The organism is Bradyrhizobium zhengyangense, assembly GCF_022012555.1.
In the GTDB taxonomy this organism is placed as follows: domain Bacteria; phylum Pseudomonadota; class Alphaproteobacteria; order Rhizobiales; family Xanthobacteraceae; genus Bradyrhizobium; species Bradyrhizobium zhengyangense.
The window spans coordinates 356671-381627 of sequence record NZ_JAKLTZ010000002.1; the positions used below are offsets into that span (position 1 = coordinate 356671).

At 63.8% G+C, this 24957-nt stretch carries 24 protein-coding genes; 13 read left to right on the forward strand and 11 right to left on the reverse strand.

Annotated features, from left to right (window positions below; translation table 11 throughout):
* Positions 1–30 precede the first annotated feature (30 nt).
* Complete coding sequence (locus L6639_RS06985) at positions 31–1215, reverse strand: substrate-binding domain-containing protein (protein ID WP_237860128.1); 1185 nt, start codon at positions 1213–1215, stop codon at positions 31–33.
* 179 nt (positions 1216–1394) lie between these two features.
* Here L6639_RS06985 and L6639_RS06990 point away from each other — a divergent pair, with 179 nt between their 5' ends.
* Positions 1395–1829, forward strand: coding sequence for a MarR family winged helix-turn-helix transcriptional regulator (locus L6639_RS06990; RefSeq protein WP_237860130.1), 435 nt, complete (start codon positions 1395–1397; stop codon positions 1827–1829).
* Positions 1830–1975: 146 nt separating this feature from the next.
* On the opposite strand, the gene L6639_RS06995 is transcribed toward L6639_RS06990, so the two are convergent.
* From L6639_RS06995 to L6639_RS07025, 7 genes are all read right to left on the reverse strand, one after another.
* On the reverse strand, positions 1976–2689 hold the full coding sequence (locus L6639_RS06995; RefSeq protein WP_237860132.1) for an ABC transporter ATP-binding protein: 714 nt from the start codon (positions 2687–2689) through the stop codon (positions 1976–1978).
* Positions 2682–3449 carry an ABC transporter ATP-binding protein gene (locus L6639_RS07000; RefSeq protein WP_237860134.1) on the reverse strand — a complete coding sequence of 256 codons (768 nt, stop codon included), beginning with the start codon at positions 3447–3449 and terminating at the stop codon, positions 2682–2684. Before L6639_RS07000 ends, L6639_RS06995 begins: the two co-directional genes overlap by 8 nt.
* On the reverse strand, positions 3442–4386 hold the full coding sequence (locus L6639_RS07005; protein ID WP_237860136.1) for a branched-chain amino acid ABC transporter permease: 945 nt from the start codon (positions 4384–4386) through the stop codon (positions 3442–3444). The genes L6639_RS07000 and L6639_RS07005 overlap by 8 nt, the downstream gene beginning before the upstream one ends.
* Positions 4383–5300 (reverse strand): branched-chain amino acid ABC transporter permease, encoded by a 918-nt coding sequence (locus L6639_RS07010; protein ID WP_092251677.1) that lies wholly within the window; start codon positions 5298–5300, stop codon positions 4383–4385. Before L6639_RS07010 ends, L6639_RS07005 begins: the two co-directional genes overlap by 4 nt.
* Positions 5301–5586: 286 nt before the next feature.
* Positions 5587–5805: a hypothetical protein gene (locus L6639_RS07015; protein ID WP_333909388.1), complete on the reverse strand. Its 219-nt coding sequence runs from the start codon at positions 5803–5805 to the stop codon at positions 5587–5589.
* Position 5806: 1 nt separating this feature from the next.
* Positions 5807–6466, reverse strand: coding sequence for an acyl-homoserine-lactone synthase (locus L6639_RS07020; RefSeq protein ID WP_237860140.1), 660 nt, complete (start codon positions 6464–6466; stop codon positions 5807–5809).
* Positions 6467–6548: 82 nt separating this feature from the next.
* Positions 6549–7277 carry a helix-turn-helix transcriptional regulator gene (locus L6639_RS07025; protein ID WP_237860142.1) on the reverse strand — a complete coding sequence of 243 codons (729 nt, stop codon included), beginning with the start codon at positions 7275–7277 and terminating at the stop codon, positions 6549–6551.
* A 168-nt stretch (positions 7278–7445) separates the two neighbouring features.
* On the opposite strand from L6639_RS07025, the gene L6639_RS07030 reads away from it, so the two are divergent.
* The 10 genes from L6639_RS07030 (at position 7446) to L6639_RS07075 (ending at position 17402) form a co-directional block, all read left to right on the forward strand.
* Entirely contained in the window at positions 7446–7622 is a 177-nt protein-coding gene (locus L6639_RS07030) for a hypothetical protein (RefSeq protein ID WP_237860145.1), read from the forward strand.
* Positions 7623–7869: 247 nt separating this feature from the next.
* Positions 7870–8808: a LysR family transcriptional regulator gene (locus L6639_RS07035; RefSeq protein ID WP_237860147.1), complete on the forward strand. Its 939-nt coding sequence runs from the start codon at positions 7870–7872 to the stop codon at positions 8806–8808.
* Between the two features lie 155 nt (positions 8809–8963).
* Positions 8964–9842 (forward strand): shikimate dehydrogenase, encoded by an 879-nt coding sequence (locus L6639_RS07040; protein ID WP_237860150.1) that lies wholly within the window; start codon positions 8964–8966, stop codon positions 9840–9842.
* Positions 9843–9897: 55 nt separating this feature from the next.
* Positions 9898–11028 (forward strand): ABC transporter substrate-binding protein, encoded by a 1131-nt coding sequence (locus L6639_RS07045; RefSeq protein WP_237860152.1) that lies wholly within the window; start codon positions 9898–9900, stop codon positions 11026–11028.
* 93 nt (positions 11029–11121) lie between these two features.
* Complete coding sequence (locus L6639_RS07050; RefSeq protein ID WP_194464941.1) at positions 11122–11997, forward strand: branched-chain amino acid ABC transporter permease; 876 nt, start codon at positions 11122–11124, stop codon at positions 11995–11997.
* The gene (locus L6639_RS07055; RefSeq protein WP_237860155.1) at positions 11994–12992 is read left to right on the forward strand and encodes a branched-chain amino acid ABC transporter permease; all 999 of its coding nucleotides are present in this window, start codon (positions 11994–11996) and stop codon (positions 12990–12992) included. Before L6639_RS07050 ends, L6639_RS07055 begins: the two co-directional genes overlap by 4 nt.
* The gene (locus L6639_RS07060; protein WP_237860157.1) at positions 12989–13732 is read left to right on the forward strand and encodes an ABC transporter ATP-binding protein; all 744 of its coding nucleotides are present in this window, start codon (positions 12989–12991) and stop codon (positions 13730–13732) included. The genes L6639_RS07055 and L6639_RS07060 overlap by 4 nt, the downstream gene beginning before the upstream one ends.
* A 12-nt stretch (positions 13733–13744) precedes the next feature.
* Positions 13745–14479 carry an ABC transporter ATP-binding protein gene (locus L6639_RS07065; protein WP_237860159.1) on the forward strand — a complete coding sequence of 245 codons (735 nt, stop codon included), beginning with the start codon at positions 13745–13747 and terminating at the stop codon, positions 14477–14479.
* Positions 14476–15534, forward strand: a complete 1059-nt coding sequence (locus L6639_RS07070) for a Gfo/Idh/MocA family protein (RefSeq protein ID WP_237860161.1) — start codon at positions 14476–14478, stop codon at positions 15532–15534. Before L6639_RS07065 ends, L6639_RS07070 begins: the two co-directional genes overlap by 4 nt.
* Positions 15531–17402 carry a bifunctional sugar phosphate isomerase/epimerase/4-hydroxyphenylpyruvate dioxygenase family protein gene (locus tag L6639_RS07075; protein ID WP_237860163.1) on the forward strand — a complete coding sequence of 624 codons (1872 nt, stop codon included), beginning with the start codon at positions 15531–15533 and terminating at the stop codon, positions 17400–17402. The genes L6639_RS07070 and L6639_RS07075 overlap by 4 nt, the downstream gene beginning before the upstream one ends.
* 60 nt (positions 17403–17462) lie before the next feature.
* Here the strand turns inward: L6639_RS07075 and L6639_RS07080 are convergent, their stop codons facing one another.
* Positions 17463–18635: an ABC transporter substrate-binding protein gene (locus L6639_RS07080; protein ID WP_237860165.1), complete on the reverse strand. Its 1173-nt coding sequence runs from the start codon at positions 18633–18635 to the stop codon at positions 17463–17465.
* Positions 18636–18949: 314 nt separating this feature from the next.
* On the opposite strand from L6639_RS07080, the gene L6639_RS07085 reads away from it, so the two are divergent.
* Both L6639_RS07085 and L6639_RS07090 read left to right on the forward strand, forming a co-directional pair.
* Positions 18950–20215, forward strand: a complete 1266-nt coding sequence (locus L6639_RS07085; RefSeq protein ID WP_237860167.1) for an NAD(P)/FAD-dependent oxidoreductase — start codon at positions 18950–18952, stop codon at positions 20213–20215.
* A gap of 115 nt (positions 20216–20330) precedes the next feature.
* The gene (locus tag L6639_RS07090; protein WP_237860169.1) at positions 20331–21128 is read left to right on the forward strand and encodes a slipin family protein; all 798 of its coding nucleotides are present in this window, start codon (positions 20331–20333) and stop codon (positions 21126–21128) included.
* A 93-nt stretch (positions 21129–21221) separates the two neighbouring features.
* Here the strand turns inward: L6639_RS07090 and L6639_RS07095 are convergent, their stop codons facing one another.
* Together L6639_RS07095 and L6639_RS07100 are read right to left on the reverse strand one after the other, a co-directional pair.
* The gene (locus tag L6639_RS07095; RefSeq protein WP_237860171.1) at positions 21222–22904 is read right to left on the reverse strand and encodes a tannase/feruloyl esterase family alpha/beta hydrolase; all 1683 of its coding nucleotides are present in this window, start codon (positions 22902–22904) and stop codon (positions 21222–21224) included.
* Positions 22905–23066: 162 nt separating this feature from the next.
* Entirely contained in the window at positions 23067–24917 is a 1851-nt protein-coding gene (locus L6639_RS07100; RefSeq protein ID WP_237860173.1) for a feruloyl-CoA synthase, read from the reverse strand.
* Between the last annotated feature and the right edge of the window lie 40 nt (positions 24918–24957).

The following is a 24957-nucleotide window of genomic DNA, read 5'->3' on the forward strand; positions in this document are numbered from 1 at the left end:
TCAGGCGCCCTGCGAATTGTCGCGCGCCGGTCAGATCGGCTTGATCAGCTTGAAATCGAGACCATCGGCCTCGGCGAGATGCATCGGCATCCGCGCGCGCCCGTCGCGAACGGTGACCGTTCCGCGCGCGCCGCTGTAGACGATGTTGCGGCCGGCTTTGAGCATCGGGCCCATCGCCAATGAGCCCGCCTTGTTGGCGACCGCTTCGAGAAAGCGCATGCCTTCGTAACCGGACTGACCGACCGAGCCGATCGGCGGCGCGTTCGGGCCGAACATCGCGCGATAGCGGCCCTGGAAGTCGTCATTGGCGCGCGCGCCGGTGCCGGTGAAATAGCCGGAGGCGCAGAACATGTTCTCGCTGTTGTCGGCGCCGATGCCGAGCAGCACGGTATCGTCCATGGCGCCGGCGAGCCGCAGCGTGGTGGCCCCCAGGCCGCATTCGCCGAAGGCACGGTTGAAGGCGCTGCTGTCGGTGCCGATCAGCGAGATCAGCACCACGTCCGGCCGCGCGGCGCGGATGCGCGCCAGATGCGGCTCGTGATTGTCCTCGCCGAGCGGGACGAACTCCTCGCCGACGACGTGGCCGCCGGTTTCCTTGATGTAGTTCTTCACCGCGCGGTGCGACTGCCAGGGCCAGACGTAATCGCTGCCGATCAGGTACCAGCGCTTCGCCTTCTTGACGTCAGCGAGCCAGTGGATCGACGGCCGGCTCTGCCAGCGCGGCGTCTCGCCGATCGCCATCACGCCCGGCGTGCGCTCGCCGCCTTCGTAGACCGGTGTGTAGATATAGGGGATGCGATGCCTTGTGGTGATATCGCGCAAGGCGACGCGGACCGCACTGGTGTGCAGGCCGACGATGAGATCGAGCTCGTCGAAGGCGATCGCCTGCTCGGCGCGGTTCAGCACCTCGTCCAGCGGACCGCCGGCATCGTAGACGGAAAACTCGATCTCGCGACCGAGGATGCCGCCGCGCTTGTTGATCTCGGCAACGGCGAGCTGCGCGGAATTGGTCGCGCAGGGACCCCAGACGCCCGGGGATCCCGTGCAGCAGATGAAGCCGCCGACACGCAGCCTGTTGGTGCCGCGCCGCTTGAAGAGGGCGTGATCGCGCGGCGACAGCGCGCCATCAGCCGCCGATGACGACAGATTCCTGAACAGCAAAGACGGCGGCAACGCCGGACCGCCGTGAGCCGGGAAGTTTACCGTCGCGCGCACGCCAACTCCTGTCTGGCACCAGACCTGAAAGCACATTGAGCAGGCGGCCGCGGCTTCCGCCCTTTTGTTGGGCAATGATCCTATTTTGAAAATATTGAATATTCAACAATTGAAGTGCATATAGATGCAGCATTGATTGCAAGACATTCACTCATTTGGGTCAAGACGAAGTCTTAGCCGTGGCAAAATCGAACGCTCCCATCACCGAACACCTCGCCTACCTGCTCGCGCAAGCCAACCGGGAGATCAACCGGCAGCTGGAACTGCGCCTCAGCAAGGAGGGAGTTCCCGTCGAGCAGTGGCGCATCCTGAAAGTGCTGTCGGACGGCGACGGCCACTCGATGGGCGAGCTTGCCGACGCGGTGCTGCTCAACCATCCGACGCTGACCAAGATGATCGACCGCATGGTCTCCGACACGCTGGTCTATCGCCTGCAGGACCCCAACGACCGCCGCAAGGTGCTGATGTTCATCTCCGACCGCGGCAAGGTGCTGTGCAAGAAGCTCAACTCACTCGCGGTGGACCAGGAGGAGCACATCCTGGAGAGCTACGGCGACAAATCGACGAGCGAGTTGAAGCGGCTGCTGGAGAACTTGATCGATAGCTCGAATTGAGTTGCTTCATCGTCCTGGACAAGCGAAGCGCAGATCCGCGCGCACTCGATAGATTCCGCGGTATGGGTCCCGGCCCCCCGTGCGCAATTGCGCACTAGGCCGGGACGCCAGTGAATATGACGCGAGACCGCGCGCGTCACCCGCAACTAAATTCCCAAGTACTTGTGCTGCAGGTCCGGCTCGGCCATCAGCTCGTCCGACGTCCCGGACCAGACCGTCTTGCCGCGTTCGATGATGTAATGGCGGTCGCATATGCGGGCGAGATGGTCGACGTTCTTGTCGACGACCAGGATCGACTGGCCCCGGCTCTTCAGCATCGACAGGCAATTCCAGATCTCGTCACGGATCAATGGCGCAAGACCCTCGGTCGCTTCGTCCAGGATCAGGAGCTTTGGGTTGGTCATCAACGCACGGCCGATGGCCAGCATCTGCTGCTCACCGCCGGAAAGCTGGTTGCCCATGTTGGCGGCGCGCTCGGCGAGCCGCGGGAACAGCACATAGATCGCGGCGAGCGTCCAGGGATTGGCGCTGCCAAAGCGATCGGCCGCGGCCGCGACAAGATTTTCGCGGACGGTGAGGTTGGGGAAGATCTGGCGTCCTTCGGGGACCAACCCGACGCCAAGCTTCGCGATCCGATAGGACGGCTGCGTCCGCACGTCAGTGCCCGCAAAGCGGATCGCGCCCGATCGTGCCGGCGTCAGGCCCATGATGGAACGGATCGTTGTGGTCTTGCCCATGCCGTTGCGGCCCATCAGCGATACCATCTCGCCCGGCTTGATCGACAGCGACAGGCCGAACAGCACCTGGCTGAGGCCGTAGCAAGTCTCGATGCCTTCGACGTCGAGCAGCGTGTCAGCCATGATGCGTCACCACATGCTGGTCGCCGAGATAGGCGCGCTTGACGTCTTCATTGGCACGGATCACGTCGGGATCGCCGGAGGCGATGACGCGGCCATAGACCAGCACCGAGATGCGGTCCGCGAGCGCGAACACCGCGGGCATGTCGTGCTCGACCAGCACGATCGAGACCTCTTTGCGCAGCTCCTGGAGCAGTTTGACCATGCCCTGAGATTCGGTGACGCCGAGACCGGCCATGGGCTCGTCGAGCAACAGCAATTTCGGTTTGCTCGCGAGCGCGACGGCAAGCTCGATCTGGCGCCGCTCGCCATGACTCAGCTTCGACACCTGGACGTCGGCGCGGTGGGCAAGGCCGACGCGGTCGAGCGCGGCGTACGCGGCGTCGCGCAAGCCCTTCTCCTTGCGGGCATTGGCGAAGAAGCGGAACGAGGTGCCGGCGTGCGCCTGCGCCGCCAGCGCGACATTGTCGGCAGCGGTGAAGTCGAGCAGGAGCGAAGTGATCTGGAACGAGCGTGCGAGGCCCAGCGCGCAGCGGCGATAGGCCGGCAAGTAAGTGATATCGCGCCCTCCAAGCGAGACGCTGCCGGAATGCGGCGCGAGATGCCCAGTGAGCTGGCTGATCAGCGTGGTCTTGCCGGCGCCGTTCGGGCCGATGATGGCGTGCAGCTCGCCCGCCGCGACATCGAGCGAGACGTGATCGGTCGCGACGATACCGCCGAAGCGGCGCACCAGCTTTTCGACGCGGAGCAGCGGTTCAGCCACGGCCGATCCTCCCGAGCAGGCCCATGATGCCGCCGCGGCCGAACAGCACGATCAACAGCAGCAGCGGGCCCATGATCAGCGCCCAATATTCAGTGATCTGCGACAGGAACTCTTCCAGCAGCAGATAGACCACCGCACCCATGACGGGGCCGAACAGCGTGCCCATGCCCCCCAGAATCACCATCACCATGAGGTCGCCGGAACGGGTCCAGTACATCACGGCAGGACTGACGAAATCTGTGTTGTTGGCGAGCAGCGCGCCGGCGAGACCGCACATCGTGCCTGAGATGACGAAGCAGACGAGCTGATAGCGTTTTGCCGGGAAGCCAATCGCCTGCATGCGCTGCTCGTTGGAGCGCAGGCCCTGCACGACGAGGCCGAAGCGCGAATTGACGATGCGCCAGATCAGGAAGATCACGCCGAACAGGCAGGCGAGACAGAGATAATAGAACTGCGTGCGGTTCGACAGGTTGATCAGACCGGAGAAATCGCTGCGCTTGTAAACGGTGAGGCCGTCATCGCCGCCATAGCGCGCGAGGCCCGAGGCGACGTAATAGGCCATCTGCGCGAAAGCCAGCGTGATCATGATGAAATAGACGCCGCGGGTACGCAAAGACAGCGCGCCGATCACCAGCGCGTAGATCGCGGACGCCGCAAGCGCGACCGGGAATTGGGCGAAGCCGCTTCCCACGCCTTCCTGCGCGAGCATGCCGACCGCATAGCCGCCGATGCCGAGATAGGCGGCGTGACCGAAGCTCATCATGCCGCCAAAACCCATGATCAGGTTTAGGCTCGCGGCCGCAAGCGCCAGGATGACGATGCGCGTGAACAGCGTCAGGATGAAGATGTTGCCGGACAGGGAGGAATAGAGCGGCAGCAGCACGAGGCCCGCCAGCATCAGGGCCGTGACGGCCTTGCTCACGCTCAAACCCTTCATCGACGGTTGGCCGGAAACAGCCCCTCCGGCCGCACCACCAGCACGATCGCCATCAGGAGATAGATCAGCATGGATGACAGCGCAGGCGCGGCGGTGGAGGCAGCGGCGCCGCTCAGCACCTGCCGCAGCAGATTGGGCAGGAAGGCACGGCCGAGCGTATCGATCATGCCGACGAAGATCGCGGCCAGGAATGCGCCGCGGATCGAACCGATGCCGCCGATCACGATGATGACGAAGGCGAGGATCAGGATGTTCTCGCCCATGCCGATCTGCACGGTGAGGATCGGCGCCTGCATCAGGCCTGCGAGGCCGGCGAGTGCGGCGCCCAGGCCGAACACCAGCGTGTAGAGCAGCTTGATGTTGATGCCGAGCGCACCGATCATCTCGCGGTTGGAGGCGCCGGCGCGGATCAGCATGCCGATGCGGGTGCGCATCACGCCGAGATAGAGCAGCAGCGCCACCAGCAGCGCGACGATGATGATGGCGAGGCGGTAGGCCGGATAGTGAATGCCGGGCAGGATCGGCACCGGCACCGTGAGCCAGGCCGGCAGCGGCAGCGCAAGGCCCGCCGGTCCCCAGATCAAGCGCACGGCTTCGTTGAAGAACAGGATGAGGCCGAAGGTCGCGAGCACATGGTCGAGATGGTCGCGCCCGTAGAGATGTCGCAGCGCGCTCATTTCCAGTACGATGCCGAGCACCAGCGTCGCACCGAGCGCCAGCAGCGCGCCGAGCAGGAAGCTGCCGGTCCACGCCGCGAAGGTCGCAGCGAAATAGGCGCCCATCATGTAGAGCGAGCCGTGCGCGAGGTTGACGAGATCCATGATCCCGAACACCAGCGTCAGGCCGGCGGCAAGCAGAAACAGCAGCAGGCCGAACTGCAATCCGTTCAGGAACTGTTCGACGACGAGCAGCATCAAGACTCTTTCAGGCGCACGCGGACGCGCGCCGATGTTCGAACACAGTCGCCATCAGTGAAAGAGCTCCCCCTGCCTCTACAAGGCAGAAAAATGGGTAATGGCAGTATCGTTCCGAGGCAAGAGCGATTCCGCACCAGACATGCACTTTGTTGCATGCCGGTGCATGCGACCTTCCATCGGTCCAGCAACGCCGCGCAGGATAGGACAGCCTGCCGCACCCAAACGATAGCCCTCCCCCCGTTTCCGGGGAGAGGGCGTGAGAGGTCGGAACGAGGGGTGGCGTCTAGTGCGACGTGACCTGGCGGGAGAAATCGTCCGGCACGTTGAGCTCGCTATTGGCCGTCGAGGCCTCCAGCGCCGCCATCCGAAACAGGTAGGCCAGCGTCGCCAACCCCGAATCTTCGGCCATCTGCGCCAGCTCGAGCGCCATGTCGGACATGTAGCCGAGATTCTCGTCCTTGGTTTGCGCCATGATTTGGCTATCTCGCATCATATTCGACATCTCAGGCGCTCTTTCGTTGCGCGGCAGTGCGGCCGCAATTGTTGGCATGGGCGATGCAATCGAGACGCGGTCCGTCCTGATGGACGATCGAGGCCATGCCGATGCGATCATGCAGGGCATCGACCGTCTCCTGGCGAATGTCGATGGTCGCCGCCATGGTCCAGGCATTCTCCACCAGCGCGGGCAGGCCGAGCGGCGTCACGACGAAGCCGGCCTCGTGGAAACGCGGCAGCCACCAGGTCTCCATGATCGCGCTGACGCGCGCGATTCCCTGATCGAGACAGAACTCCTGCACCGCCGCCATCAGTTGCAGGTTGAGCGCGCCATCGCGGCGATCGCGAACGACGAAATAGCGCGACCACTCCCAGACCAGCGGATCCTCGGGCCAGCCGCGCACGGCGGCCAGATGCGGAAACACCTCGCTCATCATCGAGGGCTTGGTGGTCGGATAAAGCCGGTGACCGCCGACGACGCGGCGCTCCTCCAATGCGAGCAGATAAACGGTGTCCTCGTTGTCATAGGAATCGATCTCGCGACCGTCGGGCCTGCGAAGTGTCTCCCAGTGCCGTTCCTCGACGAATATATCGTGGCGCAGCCGGAAATGCTGCTCGAGTACGTCTTCATATAGGTGGCGATTGACGGCGGAAATTGCGTGAATCATGAAAACCCCCATCCAGCCTCAATGGGGGTAGCCTCCGCGAAAAGGCGCGGAGTCGATATTGGGAAATTTCCCAGTACGTTGCTTACGGATTGATAATCTTGTGGCGAATCGCGAGTGCAACCGCATGCGTGCGGTTGACAGCTCCGAGCTTGCGCGCAGCGGTTGCAAGATGTTCCTCGGCGGTGCGCTGCGTGATGTTGAGGATCTCACCGATCTCCCACGCGGACTTGCCCTGCGACGCCCAGGCGATCACCTCGCGCTCACGCGGGGTCAGGCGCGCCGAGCGACTCGGTGCAGGATCGAGCAGACGGCGAATGTGGTCGAAGCCGTACATCGCCATCAGATGCAGAGCCGGCTTGCTGCGCGGATTGAGATCGAGATGGACGCCGCCGAGCGACACCGCGGCCTCGTAGCCGGTGAGCCCGTGGATGGGAACGATGAAGCCGCGTGACATCCGGAAATCGGTGGCGCGATTCATCACCTCTGCCGCATTCGGCTCGATCTCGGCATCATACGGCGCTTCCGACCACTCGAATGGGTTGAGCGATTGCCGGCACAGGCGCACCACAGGATCGACGCGATCGTAATTGTTTTGCGTGTAGAGACTGAACCAGCCCGCCGGCCAGCGCTTGGCGAGCACCATCTGCGCGAACCGCTGATCAGGATTCGGCAATCCGGTCACGATTATGGTCTCGAAGCCGAAGCGACCGAACGCCGTTTCGAGCGCGTCCATGGCATCCGGGACCCTGTCATAGGCTCCCAGCCCTTCGATGAAGTCCAGCGCCTCGCGGCCATAGTCAACGGCGGTCATCGATGCGTTCCCTGACGCTCGCGCATCCGTATAACACGTCTTGGGGGACTGCCTCAATTCACTCGCGCCCGTAATTCCCCGGGGTGGCATCGGCATCGAAGATTTAATCTACTTGTGGAGGAAGTGACCTCCAGTTACACCTCAGGCGTCTAGAGCGGGAAAGCCACGATGGAAGACGAGAACATCGCCCTCAACAGCGTGCTCGGCCTGGAACTGAACCGCGTGTTTTTCGCCGTCCGCGATACGGCGAACAAGCAGAAGATCATCGAGTTCGCCCGCGACGTGCTGCGGAGCGAACGCGCGGAACGTCCCGGCAGCGTGTCGCCGGAGGGACCGGCAAGCTAGGACGCAGCTGCAGCAAACGACGCCGACGCAACGGATCGCGCGACGACGCCCTTCGATTTGAGCGCGCTGATTTCAGGACATTCCGGCAGCGAAACTGATCCGCTCGTATCGTCATGAATGAGCTCCCCCCTCCCGGGAGGACAAAGCCGGCGCGTCGCCATCCACATCGCCAGGTATTTGACGCTGGATGACCTTGCATCGCTCGTGAGATGATCGCCGCCGCGATCGTCTTTCGGATACCAAGATCATGATGACACTGCGCCAGGTTGAAGTGATCCGTGCCGTGATGGTGACGGGCACCATTGGTGGCGCGGCCAAGCTGCTGAACGTATCGGCACCGGGGATCAGCCGGCTGGTCAAATATACCGAGCGCTCGCTCGGCATCCGCTTCTTCCAGCGCCAGAACGGCCGCTACTTCCCGACCCCGGAAGCCGAGAACATCTTCGAGCAGATCAACGGCGTCTACAAGAAGGTCGACGACCTCTCCGAGATCATCTCCAAGATCGGCCGCGGCGGCTTGTCGGAACTGCGTATCGGCTCGGTGCCGAGCATCTCGCAGGTGATGGTGCCGCGCGCCATCGAGCGTGTCCGGCGCCGCTATCCGGATCTCGGCATCGACATCAACATCCTCAAGATCGAGGAAGCCATCGACTATCTGCTGCTCGGCCGCGGCGAATGCGTGGCGATGAGCTACCGATTAGAGCATTCCGGTCTCGACTTCCTGCCGCTCGCCTCGGGCGAGCTCTATTGCATCGTGCCGCCCGGCCACGAGCTCGCCGGCCGCAAGCAGGTCTCGGCGGCCGAGATGACGCGCTATCCGCTGATCGGCATCGATCCCAACGATCCCTACGGCCGGATCATGGCCGAGATGTTTGCGCGCCATAAGCTCGACTACAACATCACCATCCGCGCGCGCTTCGGTACCACGGTCTGCGCGCTGGTGAAGGCAGGGCTCGGCATCGCCATCATCGATCAGTTCACGGTGGCTCATGGCGGCTATCCCGGCATCGAGCTGATCAAGATCGCCGAGCCGACGCGGTTCGACACCTATATCGCGGTGAAGCGCGGCGCGCCGCTGTCGCTCCATGTCGAATATTTCATCGAATCCCTGCGTGCCGAGATGCGCGCGGTCGAGCCGTCCCGCGGCAACGGCAAGGCCGTGCCCGGGCGGACGCGGAAGAAATAACATTATGTTAGGTTTGCGGGACGAAAGGGTAATTGTGTTAGGCAGAGGAATGGCTATCGTCCCTCTTGGAATTGCGCGGATTTCCCCGCTAATGGCCTAACATCAACGCGCGCCCCAAGGACCATCGAGGGACGATCAAGAGACGATAGTGGATCATGTCTAGCCGCGGCCCCGCTGCCTCCAAAAAACTCCTGACCGGCCTGATCGGCGCGCCGATCGCTCATTCCGCCTCCCCTGCCATGCATGAGCGCGCCGCCGAGGCGCTGGGCCTGCGGGGCCACTACCAGCTCATCGAGGTCGCCGGCGCGGACGCGACCGGGTTGAGAATGATGCTCGAGGGCGTGCGCCGGCTCGGCTTTGCCGGCGTCAACGTCACCTTCCCCTACAAGGAAGCCGTGGTGCCGCTGCTTGATGAGCTGGCATCGACGGCAGCGACCATGGCCGCGGTCAACACCGTCGTGGTCAGGAATAACAGACTGATCGGCCACAACACCGACACCACAGGCTTTGCGCGCGCGGTCAAGCCGCTGCTGGCGCCTGCCGGAAATGCAGTGGCCGTGATCGGCACTGGCGGTGTCGGCAAGGCCATCGCCTTCGCACTGGCGAGCCTGAAGGTGACTGACCTGCGCATCTTCGACAGCGAGCCGGCGCGTGCCGAGAAGCTTGCCGCGCTGCTGGCCAACCACGGCGGCGCACGGGTCGCCCGAAGCGTCGAGGACGCGCTTCATGGCGCAACCGGCCTCGTCAACGGCACGCCGGTCGGCATGCTGCCGAACCGGGACACGCCGGTCCCCCCGGCGCTGCTGCGCGAAAACCTGTGGGTCGCCGACGCCGTTTACTCGCCGCTGATCACGCCGTTGCTTGCCGCTGCGCGAGAGAAGGGCGCGCGGATCATGACCGGGCGGGAGCTTGCGATCTACCAGGCCGCCGACGCCTTCGAATTGTTCACGGGCCTTGCCCCATCGACTGAAGTCATGGGAGAGGCTTTTGACGCCGTGATGGCAGCGCGCAGCGCCGCCTATCAGGCAGCTTGAGGCGAAGCGGCCGGACACAAGGCCGCTTGCAAAATTGAAACGGGAGGAGAGGACGATGAAATCAACGCTACTGGTGGGCGCACTGCTCACTGCCATCACGACCACGGGCGCCTTCGCACAGACGATCAAGCTCGCCGACGTCGCCGAGCTGTCGGGCGGCGGCGCAACCGTCGGCACCAACTGGAAAAACGGCATCGACCTCGCGATCGAGGAGATCAATGCCAAGGGCGGCATTCTCGGCCGCAAGCTTGAGGTCACCCACGCCGACTCGCAATCGAACCCGGGCGTGGCGCGCGCGCAGGTGCAGAAGGCGCTCGACGCCGAGCCTTATGTGTTGCTCGGCCCCGGCTATTCCGGCTCGGTGAAGGTCACCGCGCCGCTCGCCGCCGAAGCCGGCATCACCCAGATCATGGGCGGCGAAGCCGCCGAGTTGACGCAGGCCGGCAACAAATTCCTGTTCCGCACCTCGTTCGGCCAGCAATCCTCGATGCCGAAGGTCGCAAAGTACATCCACGACGACATGAAGGCGAAGTCGGTCGCGGTGGTCTGGGTCAACAACGACTTCGGCCGTGGCGGACGCGACGTCGTCACCAAGGAGCTGGAGCGTCTCGGCTCCAAGGTCGTCGCCGATCTCTCCACTGAAGCGGGCCAGGCCGATTTCGCCGCCGACGTCGGCAAGATCAAGGCCGCCAATCCCGATGCCGTGTTTGTCTATTTGAACGAAGAAGAGAGCGCGCGCATCCTGAAGGAGCTGAAGCGCCAGGGCGTCACTGCGCCGCTGATGGGCGAGACCACGCTGATCGGCCAGAAGGTGATCGAGCTCGCCGGCGATGCCGCCAACGGCGCGCGCGGCCATGTCGGCCTCACCACGGATGCGCCGGTCGAGCTGATCAAGGGTTTCCGCGACCGCTTCTCGAAGAAGTACAATTACGTCCCTGATCATAACGGCCTGAAGGGCTACCTCGCCGTCTACATGGTGAAGGCCACCACCGAGAAGATGGGCAAGGTCGACCCCAAGGCGTTCGCCGACACGCTGCACGGCCTGACGATCAAGGCCTCTGAGGAGCCCGGCATTCTGATGGACGTCACCTTCGACCAGAATGGCGACATCGATCGGCAAAGCTTCCTGGTCGAGGTGGTCGACGGCAAGCAGGTAGTGAAGCAGGTATTGCCGAAGCTGAAGTGAGGCGTTCTTCACCTCTCCCCGCGCCTGTCTCGCCGGAGCTTTAGCGAAGGCGGATGCGGGGAGAGGGAGAAGATAAGGCGGCGAGAGGGGAAAATGTCCAATCTGTTCGATCTCCTGGTCGCGGGCCTCGCCACTGGCGCGATCTACGCGCTGGTCGCGGTCGGCTTCACGCTGCTGTGGCAGACCTCGCAAACCATCAATTTTGCGCAAGGCGAGTTCGTGATGCTGCCGGCGTTTTTGATGCTAGCGGCGATGCATGTCGGCGCGCCGTTCTGGCTCGCGATCATCCTCGGCATTCTCTTGTCGATGATCCTGCTTGGTCTCGCCTTCAAGATGCTGCTGGTCGACCCGATGATGCGCCACGGCGTGCTGCCGCTGGCGATCGCGACCATGGCGCTGGCCATCGGCATCAAGGAAGCCGTGAAGCAATTCTTCAGCGCCGAGGCCTCGCCGTTTCCGTCGATCGTGCCGACCGGCGACATCTCCGTCCTCGGCCACGCCGTCTCGCTGCAAAGCATCGGCGTGCTGGTCGTCGCGATCCTGGCTGTATTCGGGCTGACCACCCTGCTCAACCGCACCTCGCTCGGTCACCAGATGCAGGCGGCGGCGCAGAACCCCACGGTCGCGCGCATCATCGGCGTGCCTGTCGAGCGCATGATCTTGCTGACGTTCCTGATCAACGCCTTCCTGGTCGCGCTGGCGTCGCTGCTGATCACGCCGATCTATCTCGCCAAGTTCTCCTCCGGTGAAGTGCTGGGCCAGGCCGCCTTCATCGCCGCGATCGTCGGCGGCTTCAACCAGGTCCGCGGCGCGATCGCCGGCGGCCTGTTGATCGGCGTGCTCGACAATCTCGCGGCCGCCTATGTCTCGACGCAGTATCGAGCCGCCGTGCCGATGATCTTCCTCATCGCCGTGATCCTGTTCCGGCCGCAGGGCCTGCTCGGCCGCGCCGAGGAGCGCACGGTATGAGCGGCTATGCCAAACCCCTGAAGATCGCGCTCGGCCTCGCCGTCATCGCCGGCCTGATCGTCATCCCCATGAACTTCAACCGCTACGGTCTGTTCATCCTGAGCCAATGGGCGGTGATGACCATCGCCGCTATGGGGCTCAATCTCACGCTCGGCTATGCCGGCCAGGTGTCGCTGGCGCAGGGCGCCTTCGTCGGCATCGGCGCCTATGCCGCCGCGATCATGACGACCCACGGTTGGCCGCTGCCGGCGGCAATTGCAGTCGCGATCGCCTTGAGCTTCGCAGTCGGCTGGGTGCTCGGCTATCCCGCGCTACGCGTGCAACACCATTACCTCGCGTTCGTGACGCTCGCCTTCTCCACCCTCGCCTTCCTTGTGTTCCGCAACGAGAGCTGGCTGACCGGCGGTATCTACGGCATCTCCGGCATCCCGCGGCCGCACTTTTTCGGCATTGCGACCAACAAACCGCTGCCGTTCTACTATATCTGTCTCGGCTCGCTTGCGATCGTCTCGCTGGCGGTGTGGTGGCTGATCCGCTCGCCCTGGGGACGCGCCTTCATGGCACTGCGCGAAAATCCCCTGCGCGCGCAATCACTCGGCATCGATACCCGCCGCTACACGCTGATGGCGTTCGCGATCGGCTCGGCGCTCGGCGGCGTCGCCGGCGCGCTCTATGCGCCGTTGACGCAATATATCGATCCCGTTCCCTTCAACCTGTCGCTCTCGCTCGATCTCTTGATGATGGTGATCGTCGGCGGCGCCGGCTTCTATTTCGGCCCGTTCCTTGGCGCGATGATCGCGGTGCTGCTGCCGGAATGGCTGCGCTTCACCGAAGGCTATTATCTGATGCTCTACGCGATCGCGGTGATGGGGCTGCTGATCTGGTCGCCGACAGGCATCCTGGGAATCCTCGACCGCCATATGGCCGCACGGCGCACCAAGGCGGCCTCCGCACTGCGCGCCGTCGCCAAATCCCGCCTGGAGACGGCGCAATGAGTGCGGTGCTCGAGGTCACCAATATCAAGAAGAGCTTCGGCGGCATCACCGCGGTCGACGACGTCTCCTTCGACGTGCGCGAGGGCGAGATCCTCGGCCTGATCGGCCCGAACGGCTGCGGCAAGTCGACCTTGTTCAACTGCATCCTCGGCCAGCTCACGCCATCAGGCGGTGAGGTCAGGCTCGACGGCAAGGTCGTCACGGGCTTGCGCCCTTCCGAGCTGAACAAACTCGGCGTCAGTCGCACCTTCCAGCTTCTGCAGGTGTTTCCAAAGCTTTCGGTTCGCGAGAATCTGATCCTCGCGGGTCAGGAGCATCAGGGCAACATGGCCTCGCGCCTGGTCGGCCGCTCCGATGCCGGATTGACCGACGCCGCCAACCAGATGATCGGATTCTTCAAGCTCGATCATCTCGCGGCTGAACCCGCCGGCGGCCTCTCCTACGGCCAGCAAAAGCTGCTCGATGCCGCCATGGCCTTTATGGGCGGCCCACGCCTGGTGCTGCTCGACGAGCCTGCCGGCGGCGTCAATCCGACCATGCTGTCCGACCTGAAGGAACGGCTGGTCGCGATCAACCGCGAGAAGAATGCCACCTTCGTCGTGATCGAGCACAACATGGAATTCGTGATGTCGCTGTGCTCGCGCGTGATGGTGATGGCGGAAGGCAAGGTGCTGGCGATGGGACGGCCCGACGAGGTTCGGAAGAACCCGGCCGTGATCGAAGCCTATCTCGGACATTAGGGAGCGCGAGCCATGAGCGACCCGATCCTCTCGGTTCACAATCTCTTCGGCGGCTACGGCAAGATGACGATTCTGAACGGCACCACCTTCTCGGTGCCGTCCGCGACGATCACCACGATCATTGGCCCCAACGGCGCCGGCAAGTCCACCGTGTTCAAGGCGATCTTCGGTCTCTTGAAGCTCCGCGAGGGCAAGATCAGCTTTGCCGGCCGCGACGTCACAAACTTGAGCCAGCGCGCGCTGCTCAATGCCGGCATCTGCTACGTGCCGCAGGGCCGCAACATCTTTCCCGAGCTTTCGGTACGTCACAACATCGAGCTCGGCGGGGTCGCGGCGAAGGGCATCGACCTGCCGACACGAATCGAGGCCGCGCTCGACCTGTTTCCGGCGCTGCGGCGCAAATCGACCCAGCAGGCCTCGACCTTGTCCGGCGGCGAGCAGAAACAGCTCGAAATCGCCCGCTCGCTGCTGCTCGAGCCGAAGCTGGTGCTGATCGACGAGCCCTCGATCGGGCTGTCGCCGCTGATGGTGCAGCAGACCTTCGACATCCTCAAATCCTTGCGTGACCGCGGCGTCACTATCCTGATGATCGAGCAGAACGCGCGCTCGGCGCTGGAGATTTCTGACATCGGCATCGTGCTCGAGCTCGGCCAGACTCGTATGGTCGACAAAGCGGAGCGCATTCTGAACGATCCCCGCATCGGCCAGCTCTTCCTCGGCGGCGCCATGGAGGAGAGCGCGGCATGAGCGCGAAAATGCGCATCGCGGTGGCCGGCGCCGGCCTGATCGGCCGCCGCCATGTCGAACTGATCGACGCTTCGCCGGATTGCGTGCTGGCCGGCATCGCTGACCCCTCCCCCAACGCGAAAGAGTTTGCGCAAGCACGCAAGACGCCCTGGCACGCAGATCATCGCGCTTTGCTTGCGGACGAGAAGCCAGACGGTTTGATTATCGCCTCCCCGAACGCACTGCATTTCCAGATGGCGCTCGATTGCGCTGAGGCCCGCGTACCCGCGCTGATCGAGAAGCCGGTGACTGATACCGTCGCAGCCGCGCGGCGCCTGTGCGCCGCGGTCAGGCGGACCGGCGTGCCGATGCTGGTCGGCCATCATCGCCGGCACAATCCGATCATCAAGGCCGCGCGCGAGGCAGTGACATCAGGCAAGCTCGGCCAGCTCACGGCCGTGGTCGGGCTGTGGTTGCTGAAGAAACCCGACGATTATTTTGATGTCGCGTGGCGGCGCGAGCACGGCGGCGGCCCGCTGCTGATCAACCTCATCCACGACATCGACAATCTCCGCTTTATCTGCGGCGAGATCGCCGAGGTGCAGGCACTGACCTCGAACAAGGCTCGCGGCTTTGCCGTCGAGGATACCGCCGCATTGCTGCTACGCTTCGAATGCGGTGCGCTCGGAACAGTAGCCGTGTCGGACGCAACGCCGGCACCGTGGAGCTGGGAGCTCACCTCCGGCGAGAACCCCGCGTATCCCAAGCAAGACCAGCCCTGTTACATCTTCTCCGGCACCGTGGGCTCGTTGTCCGTGCCGAACATGGAACTCTGGTCCTACGCGCAACAGTCTGGCTGGTACGCGCCGCTGGCGCGCGAGAGCATCGCGCCGGCGGCTGTCGATCCGCTGGCCGAGCAGCTCCGGCATTTCTGCGCGGTGATCGCGGGGCGCGAACAGCCGCTGATCTCGGCGGAGGATGCGATGGGGACGCTCGCGGTCGTCGAGGCCGTCAGCGAGGCCGCGCGCACGGGCCAGAAAATATCGCCGGGCCACATCATGGAGCAGGCAGCATGAACAAGCGCTCGATCGCAACGGTCTCCCTCTCTGGCGCCCTCGACGAAAAGCTGCGTGCCATCGCATCCGCAGGCTTCGAGGCGGTGGAGATTTTTGAGAACGACCTGCTGTCGTTCGGTTCAAAGCCGCGCGAGATCGCAAAGCTCTGCAAGGACCTCAATCTCGAGATCTGCGCGTTCCAGCCGTTCCGTGATTTCGAGGGCATGCCGGAGCCGCAGCGCGCGCGCAATTTTGCCCGCGCCGAGCGCAAGTTCGATCTGATGCAGGAGCTCGGCACTGATCTCTTGCTGATCTGCTCCAACGTGTCCCCTCACTCGCTCGGCGGCATCGACCGCGCGGCCGACGATTTTCGCGAGCTCGGCGACCGCGCTGCCAAGCGGGGCCTGCGCGTCGGCTATGAGGCGCTGGCCTGGGGCCGGCACGTCAACGACTATCGCGACGCCTGGGAGATCGTGCGGCGCGCCGATCATCCCGCGATCGGCGTCATCCTCGACTCTTTTCACGCGCTGGCGCCGGGGTTCCCGGTTCGCGCCATGGCCTCGATCCCCGGCGACAAGATCTTCCTGGTGCAGCTCGCCGACGCGCCCAAGCTCGAGCTCGACATCCTATCGTGGAGCCGGCACTTCCGCTCCTTCCCCGGCCAGGGCGATCTGCCGGTCGGCGAGTTCATGCAGGCGATCGCGGCGACCGGTTATTCCGGGCCATGGTCGCTGGAGATCTTCAACGACCAGTTCCGCGCCGGCTCCGCGGCGCAGACGGCGGTCGACGGCCTGCGCTCGCTGATCCTGTTGCAGGACCACCTCGCCCCGGACTGGCCAAAGCTCGTCGGCGAGCCCCTGGCCCCTAAGCCCAAGAGCAGCGGCACCGGTTTCATCGAATTCGCCGTCAACGAGGCCAAGGCCGGCGAGCTCGCGCAATTGTTCTCGCAGCTCGGCTTCCGCAAGACGGGCAAGCACCGCAGCAAGGCGGTGGAGCGCTGGTCGCAAGGCAAGGTCGAGCTCGTGATCAACTCCGAGACCGGCGGCTTTGCGCATTCGCACTATGTCACCCATGGTCCCGGCGTCTGCGCCATCGCGCTCGACATCGACAATGCCGGCCTTGCCATGCAGCGGGCCGAGACGCTGAAGGCGCGCACCTTCTATCAACCGGTGGGGCCGGGCGAGCTGGAGATCCCCGCGATCCACGGCGTCGGCGGCAGCCTTCTGTACTTCCTCGACCAGGCCGGCAAGAACTGGGACACGGATTTCGAGCCCGTCGCGAGCAACGCAAGCGCGGATGCGTTGATCGCGGTCGATCACATCGCGCAGTCGATGCCTTATGACGAGATGCTGTCGTGGCTGCTGTTCTACACCGGCATCCTCGACCTGAAGCGGCTGCCGCAGATGGAGATCGCCGACCCCAGAGGCCTCGTGCAGAGCCAGGCTCTCATCAATGGCGACCAGAGCCTGCGTTTCGTCGTCAACGGCTCCTCGGCCAATCGCACACTGCCGGCCCGCTTCATCTCGGAGTTTTTCGGCTCGGGCGTGCAGCATGTCGCCTTTGCGTGCGAGGACATCTTTGCGACCGTCGCCGCGATGCGCGCCCGCGGCGCCGGCTTCCTCGATATCCCTGACAATTACTACGACGACATCGAAGCTAAATACGACCTCGCGCCCGATGTCATGGCCAAGCTCCGCGCCAACCACATCCTCTACGACCGCGAGGGCGACGGCGAATTCTTCCAGGTCTACACCCACATTTTCGACGAGCGCTTCTTCTTCGAGATCGTCGAGCGGCGGAGCTATCAGGGATTTGGCGCGCCCAATGCCGGCATCAGGCTCGCCGCGCAAGCGCGCGAGATGCGGCCCGCGAGCATGCCGCGGGTGTGATGACCCTCTCCCCTCGCGGGCTCCTCTCCCCGCACGCGGGGAGAGGGGGAAACTAAGCCCTTACTTCATCGGGCACTTGTCGTGGAAGCGGTCCTGATCGTTGGTGACGATGGTGGCGACGGTCTTCAGCGAGAGCTCGCCGCCGGCGCCCTTCACCACGTCCTGCAGATAGAAGTTCTGGATCGGGATGTGGTTGTTGCCGTATTTGAACGCGCCGCGCAGCGACTTGAAGTTGGCCTTCTCCATCTCGGCCTTCATCGCGTCCTTCTTGGTCGTGTCGCCGCCGACGGCGACCACCGCGCTGTTGATGAGCTGCGCCGCGTCATAGGCCTGCGCGCCGTAATAGCTCGGCCGGGCGCTCGGATATTTTGCGCGGTAGTCGGCCACGAACTTCTTGTTCTGCTCGTTCGGCAGATCGTTCACCCACTCCTGCGCGCCGGGCACCCCGAACGCATTCTCCTTCTGCAACGGCAACGTCGTCTCGTCGACGGTGAAGGCGGTGTAGAGCGGCATGGTGCTCTTCATGCCGGCCTGGACATATTGATTGAGGAACTGCGCGCCGGCCGCACCGGGATAGAACACGAAGATCGATTCGGCGCCGGAGGCGCGAGCTTTCGCCAGCTCGGCGGAGAAGTCGAGCTGGCTCGGCCAGACCGTGTATTCCTCGCCCTTGACCTCGCCCTTGAAGGTGCTCTTCAGGCCCGCGAGCATATCCTTGCCCGCGGCGTAGTTCGGGCCGATCAGGAATACGCTCTTGACGGCGTTCGCGTTCATGTAAAGGCCCATGGCGGCCGGCGTCTGGTCGTTCTGCCAGGAGGTCGAGAACACGTAAGGGCTACACAGCTCGCCCGCGAGCTGCGACGGGCCGGCATTGGCGGAGATCAGGAAGGTCTGCGAGTCCACCGCGGTCTTGAGCGAGGCGAGCAGCACGTTCGACCAGATGTAGCCGGCCAGGAAATCGACCTTGTCGGACTGCACCAGCTTCTCGGTCTTCTGCTTGCCGACATCAGGCTTCTGGCCATCGTCCTCGTAGATCACCTCGACCGGCTTGCCGCCCATCTTGCGTCCGAGATGGTCGAGCGCGAGCTCGAACGAGTTGCGCATGTCGTTGCCGATCACGGCGGTCGGGCCGCTGAAGGTCGAGACGAAACCGATCTTGATGGTGTCGCCGGCGAATGCCGGATTTGCCAGCACCAGCGCCGCTGCGCCCGCCAGCCAGTATGCCGTCCTCATAACTCACTCCCCTCCCAATTATTGGCCCCCGGAAACGGGGTGATCGCCGCCCCGGGTCTGCCTCTATTGAACGCAAAATCTGTCGCGCCGCCAATGGCCCAGCGGCTCGTCCTGCACCATATTTCGCCCTAAACGGAGATGGCAAGAAATATAATTCTACTCACTTCGGCCGAGGCCGGTCCGGAGCCTGCGGCGCTTTTTCGCGGGAATATCGATACGCCAAGCCTATTCCATCATTGAGGACGGCTATTGGACCACGGCACCCAATCCGCACTTAAATAAGTGAGTGAAGCAGCGAGATCAGAGGGTGTATCATGGCCGCAAATCCCCATCGTGTCGTCATCGTCGGCGCCGGCTTCGGCGGGCTGGAGACGACTTACCGGCTTGCCGGCGCGCCGGTGGAGATCACGCTGATCGACCGCCGCAACCACCATCTGTTTCAACCGCTGCTTTACCAGGTCGCGACCGCCTCGCTTGCGACCAGCGAGATCGCCTGGCCGATCCGTCATCTCATGCGCGACCGCCGCGAGGTGACGACGCTGTTTGCCACAGTGAGCGGCGTCGATGCCGACAGGCGATGCGTGCAGATCGACGATGGCAGCGAGGTGCCTTACGACACGCTGGTGCTCGCCACCGGCGCGCGCCACGCCTATTTCGGCCATGACGAGTGGGAGACATGGGCGCCGGGACTGAAGACGCTGGAAGACGCGACCACACTGCGCCGTCACATCCTGGTGGCGTTCGAGCGCGCCGAGCGGGAGACTGATCCCGCGAAGCGCGCGGCGCGATTGACCTTCGTGATCGTCGGCGCCGGCCCGACCGGCGTCGAGCTCGCCGGCACCATCGCCGAGATGGCACATCACACACTGCCGGCAGATTTCCGCAACATCGACACCCACAAGGCGCGCGTCGTGCTGATCGAGGCGGGCCCGCGCGTGCTGGCGGGCTTTCCCGACGATCTCTCGGCTTACGCGCAGGCCTCGCTGGAAAAGATCGGCGTCGAGGTCGTGCTCGGGCAGGCCGTGACCGAGATCAACCGTGATGGCGTGGTCTTCGGCGGCAAGCTGCTCGAGGCCAAGACACGAATCTGGGCCGCCGGCGTACGCGCTTCGCCCGCGGCCGAATGGCTGGGCGCACCGAGCGATCGCGCCGGACGCGTGCAAATCGCCGACGATCTCACCATTCCCGGCCATCCCGAAATCTTCGCGATCGGCGACACCGTCAACATCAACGCCTGGAACGGCAAGCCCGTGCCCGGCATCGCACCTGCGGCGAAGCAGCAGGGCAAACATGTCGCCGCAACCATCAAGGCGCGACTGCAGGGCGCGCCGACCACCCCGTTCCGCTACAAGCACGCCGGCAGCCTCGCGCAGATCGGCAAGCGGCTCGCGGTGATCGATTTCGGCAAGGTCAAACTGCGCGGTACCATCGCATGGTGGATCTGGGGCATCGCCCACATCTACTTCCTGATCGGCCTCCGCCACCGCCTCAGCGTCGCGCTGAGCTGGCTGTGGATCTACGCGCGAGACCAGCGCGCGGCGCGGCTGATCACGCAGGGCAGCAGCAAGGTGGTGGGCTAAACGTCAAGTCCCTCGACCAAAAAATATATTGCCTGCGATCATCGACCGCCCAGCTTGAACCCGACGATGGCCGCTATTTAATCCGCGGCGCATTGGATCCATGTTGGAGTCGGCCATGTCCGTCGTCGATTTTTTCGCGCCTCTTTCGTTCCTGTTGATCGCCGGCTTCGCGGCGCTGATCCTTCTGCTGATGAGCATTCGCGTCGCCAATCAATACGAACGCAGCGTCGTATTCCGGCTCGGCAGGTTCAACCGCACCGCCGGGCCAGGCCTCTATCTGGTGTGGCCCGTGATCGAATGGCAGGACAAGCTCGACCTGCGCACCATTACCGCCAACGTCGAACAGCAGGAAGGCATCACGCGCGACAACGTTCCGATCAAGGTTGACGCTGTGGTCTGGTATCGCATCGTCGATCCCGAGCGCGCCGTGATCGAGGTGAAGGCCGTTTCCAACGCCGTCGTACAGGTCTCGCTGACGACCCTGCGCGCCGTACTCGGACAGCACACGCTGGACGAGATCCTCAAGGCACAAGATACCATCGCCGACGTCATGCAAAGGGCGATCGACGCCACCACCGAACCTTGGGGGGTCAAGGTCGAGCTGGTGCAGATGAAGAGCGTGGAGATTCCGCCAAGCATGCAGCGCGCCTTGGCTCAGGAGGCCGAAGCCCTGCGCGAGAAGCGCGCACGCCTGATCAAGGCCGAGGCCGAACTCGACGCCGCCGAGCAGCTGCGCCAGGCCGCCGAAGTGATCATGCAGAACCCCGCCGGCCTCGAACTCCGCCGCATGCAGATGATCACCGAAGTCGGCGCCGAGCAGAACACCATGACGCTGGTGATGATGCCGAGCGAATTCGTCTCGATGGCACGAGGGATTTCGGATGCAGCCAAAGTGATGGCCGCGAAGGGGTGAGGAGAGATTGCATCTTCGATGCAATCTGACCTTTCCCCCGCATCCGCCGAGCCTCCCTTATTTTGAACCTCGAGGTTGCCGACACCCGACGAGCTACGGCGTCTTGCAGACGAAATTCGCCGCGTCCTCGCTGTCGCCCTGCCCGGAATACGCGGCGTAGCTCGGATAGGGGCACAGCGGCCGCGTGCGGCCTGGACTCCAGGACGCAGGGACTTCCTTGTTAGCGGGGTTGGCGGACGCAATGACGCGCTCGGGTGCCTTGCCCTTTTCCACCCAGTCGGTCAACGCGGTCAGTGCATCGAACTTGTCGAGGGTGACACCGCCACCGCAATGCGTTTCGCCGGGAATCGTGAACAGGCGCGCGACGCTGTCGGCATGCCCCTGCAGGTTCTTGTTCAGCCGGTCGTACCAGCGGATGGTGTCGTTCACAGAGAATACCGGATCGGCCTGGCCATGATAGATCAGCATCTTGCCGCCGGACTTCTGGAGCGATGCGAGCTTTGGATCATCGATGTCGGGCGGCGTCATGAAGTCCATGGCCGATTCCGTGAAGGTGGCGTCCTTGGCGAAAATCCTGGGCGCGTCCTTGTCGAAATCATAGGCCTTCAGTGCCTCGACCAGCTTCTCGTTGCTGCCCTCGACCACGACCGGGGGTGTCGAGAAGATGTAGTTCAGTGACGCTGCGCCCATGGTGGCGATGATCGGGTAATTGTTCCAGGGCGCGATGGGGCTCTCGACCTTCCAGGTGCGCCAATTGCCGGTGCCGATGCCGCCATCGAGGGGCCAGTCGGAATAGAGAGGCTCACCTTTGGAATTCTTCGGTCCGGCGAGGCTCATCTTCAGGGCGTCGACCTTGGCTTCGGACAAGCAAGCGCTGTTCTGCCCCGGAGCACAGGCCAGACTCTTGAAATCGAACGCCTTCTGACAGGCAGCGAGATTGGCCGTCAGCCCATCCTTGACGCCGTCAAGCGTATCGCAGGCCTCCGTAATGCGCGAGGAAACGAGCTGGGCGTCCTCCTTGGTGATGGACTTGCGCAGATCGGGATCAGCTTTCAGGAAGGCCTGCACGTCCCAGGCGTGCTGGATCGCAGCGCGCGGCAGATCGAACCCAGGATTGCCGACGAGGAAGCCGTCGTAATTTTCCGGCATGCGCGACGCCGCGACCATGGTGTGACGCCCGCCGTTCGAGCATCCCGCCATATAGGAGCGATCCGGCTTGCGTCCGTAGTGAAGGGCAATGATTTGCTTTGCGACCGGCGACAGCGTCATGTCGGCGGCATAACCATAGTCGCGCCGCGCCTGCGGATCGAGGCCGAACGCCGCGCCGGCAGTCAGGCCCAGCGACTTGTTCGCGGGGTCCGAGCCGGAATGACCACTGTCCGACGACAGCACGGCAAAACCGCGCGCCAGTGGCACTGTGCCACCGGAGGCTAAGCCCTCGGGCAGGCTGCCAAGAGCGGGCACGACCACGCCGTCATTGCCGCCATTGACCTGATGCAGGAAGCGGCCGTTCCACTCGGCCGGCAATCGCAATTCGAACCCGATGGCATACTGCTTCCCGTCGACTCCCGTGCGCCGGTTGGCAAGCCCCGTCAAAATACAATGCTTGGGGAGACCGTTAGCGGCGTCCTGCGTTTTGGACCCGGTTATCTCGATGCTGGAGATGCCGAGCGACGCGGTGGTGACCGGCGAGCAGGCCTCGCCGTCGGCGCGAGCCAAGGCGGTCGATCCCAGAAGCGCGGCCAGCGCGGCGGTCGATATCAAGCCAGTCCTCATGCGGACCTCCCTATTTAGTTATATATTATAATCATTACTTCCATTTCTTATTTTGGCAAGTGCCGCCGCACCGCGGCATGTGCCGGCGATTTGAAGCATCATCCGCATAGGGGGGGACGCCAAGCCGCAGCACGCGGCCAATCGGTATTCGGCTCCGTTAGTCTAGCCGCAACCGATCCACTCGGCCGACGCATCGTCGTTCAACCGCGCCAAAGCGTCGGCGCGCCGCGTAAGCACGGCACGTTGATTTATGTAGCCCTTGTCGGTGATTTCGCCGCCATCGACCGACGGCGGCTCGGCGAGCAGCAGCGCACGGGTGGCGTGACCGGAGGAATGGGCGCCCTGCTGCTTCAGCTTTGCCAGGCCTTGCGCGATGGCCGTCCTGACCTTCTCGTGCGCCAGCACATCACCCACGCCCGCCGCCTCCGGCAAACCGGCCTGAGCGCGACAGGCAACGATATTGGGGAACACCAGGAACCGTACTTCGTCGCCGCCATGGCCGCTGACCACGATGTCCTGCGCAAGCGGCGCCAGGGCGGCGATACCAGCGACGCGCAACGTGCCGACGCTGACCCAGGTGCCCGAGTTGAGCTTGAAATCCTCAGCGACACGGCCATCAAAGAACAAGCCACGTTCGGGCCGTTTCGCATCCGCGAGCTTCACGGCGTCGCCGATGAGATAAAATCCCTCTTCGTCAAACGCTTGCTTCGTCAGCTCCGGCGCTTTCCAATAGCCAGGCGTGACGTTGGGGCCACGCACCCGCACCTCCAGCTTGTCGCCGGAGGTCACGAGCTTCAATTCGGTGCCGGGAATCGGCACGCCGATATTGCCGGAACGCTCCGCGAGGAAATGACAGTCGGTCGCCAGCGGCGACGTTTCCGTCGAGCCCCACGCCGAGACCATCGGTAGTGCGCGGCCACCGGTCTCGACGGAGAGTTGCTCGAGCGCGTCCCAGAGATTCTGCGGCAAGGCCGCACCGGCATAGAAGGCGAACTTCACCTCGCCAAAGAAACGCCGGCGCAGTTCCTCGTCGCCACGCAGCGCCGCGATCAGCATATCGAAGCCGCGCGGCACGTTGAAATAGACCGTCGGCATCACGCTTTTCAAATTGGCCAGCGATGTTGAAAAGAGGCCGGGCGCGGGCTTGCCACCGTCGATATAGAGCGAGCCGCCATTGCGCAGCACGAGATTGAAATTGTGGTTGGCGCCGAACGTGTGGCTCCAGGGCAGCCAGTCGAGGATGACAAGATCATCGCCTTGTTCGAGAAAGGTCCAGGTTTGTGCCTTCGCCTGCTGGCTCGAGGTCAGCATGCGCTGGGTGTTGATGACGGCCTTCGGCGTGCCTGTTGAGCCCGAGGTGAACAGGAATTTTGCGATCGTATCAGGCGTCACGGCGGCAAAGGCCTTTGCAACGTCGGGAGACTCGGACGTTGCCGCGATGGCACGGAAGGCAAGCGCATCGGCGTCGTCAGTGACGCCACTGATGATCTGCGCTGTGTGCAGCGGCTTGATCGCTGCGAGCGCCGCGGCAAACGGCTTTGTGGCGGAAACATAGATCGCGCCGGGCTCAAGCAGCGCGATCATGCTTTTCAGCTTGTCGAAATCCCTCGACATCAGCGAATAGGCCGGCGAGATCGCGGCCGAGGGCACGCCGACATGCTGGGCGGCAAGCGCGAGCAGCGCGTGATCGATGCTGTTGTCGGACAGAATGACGACGGGACGCCGCGCGCTGAGCCCCTGCTCCAGAATCCACGACGCTGCCGCGCGTACCCGCCGCAAGGCGCCCGCGTAGGTCATGGTGGCCCACGGCGTATCGGCGCTGTCTCGCTCCGCGAGGAAGATTTTGTCTGGCGTCTCCCGCGCAAAATGCTCCAGCCAGTCGCCGATACAGCGCGCACAATCGCACAGGGGCTCTGGCGAGCGCAGCACGATGCTGCCGTCGGCGCGATGCTCGGCGACGGTCTTGGGCGTTGCGAACAGGCTCGAAGCGTCACCGCGAATGGCCGCCGTCATGGTTTCCTCCTCACCCGCGTCAGGGATCGGTCGCAGCCTC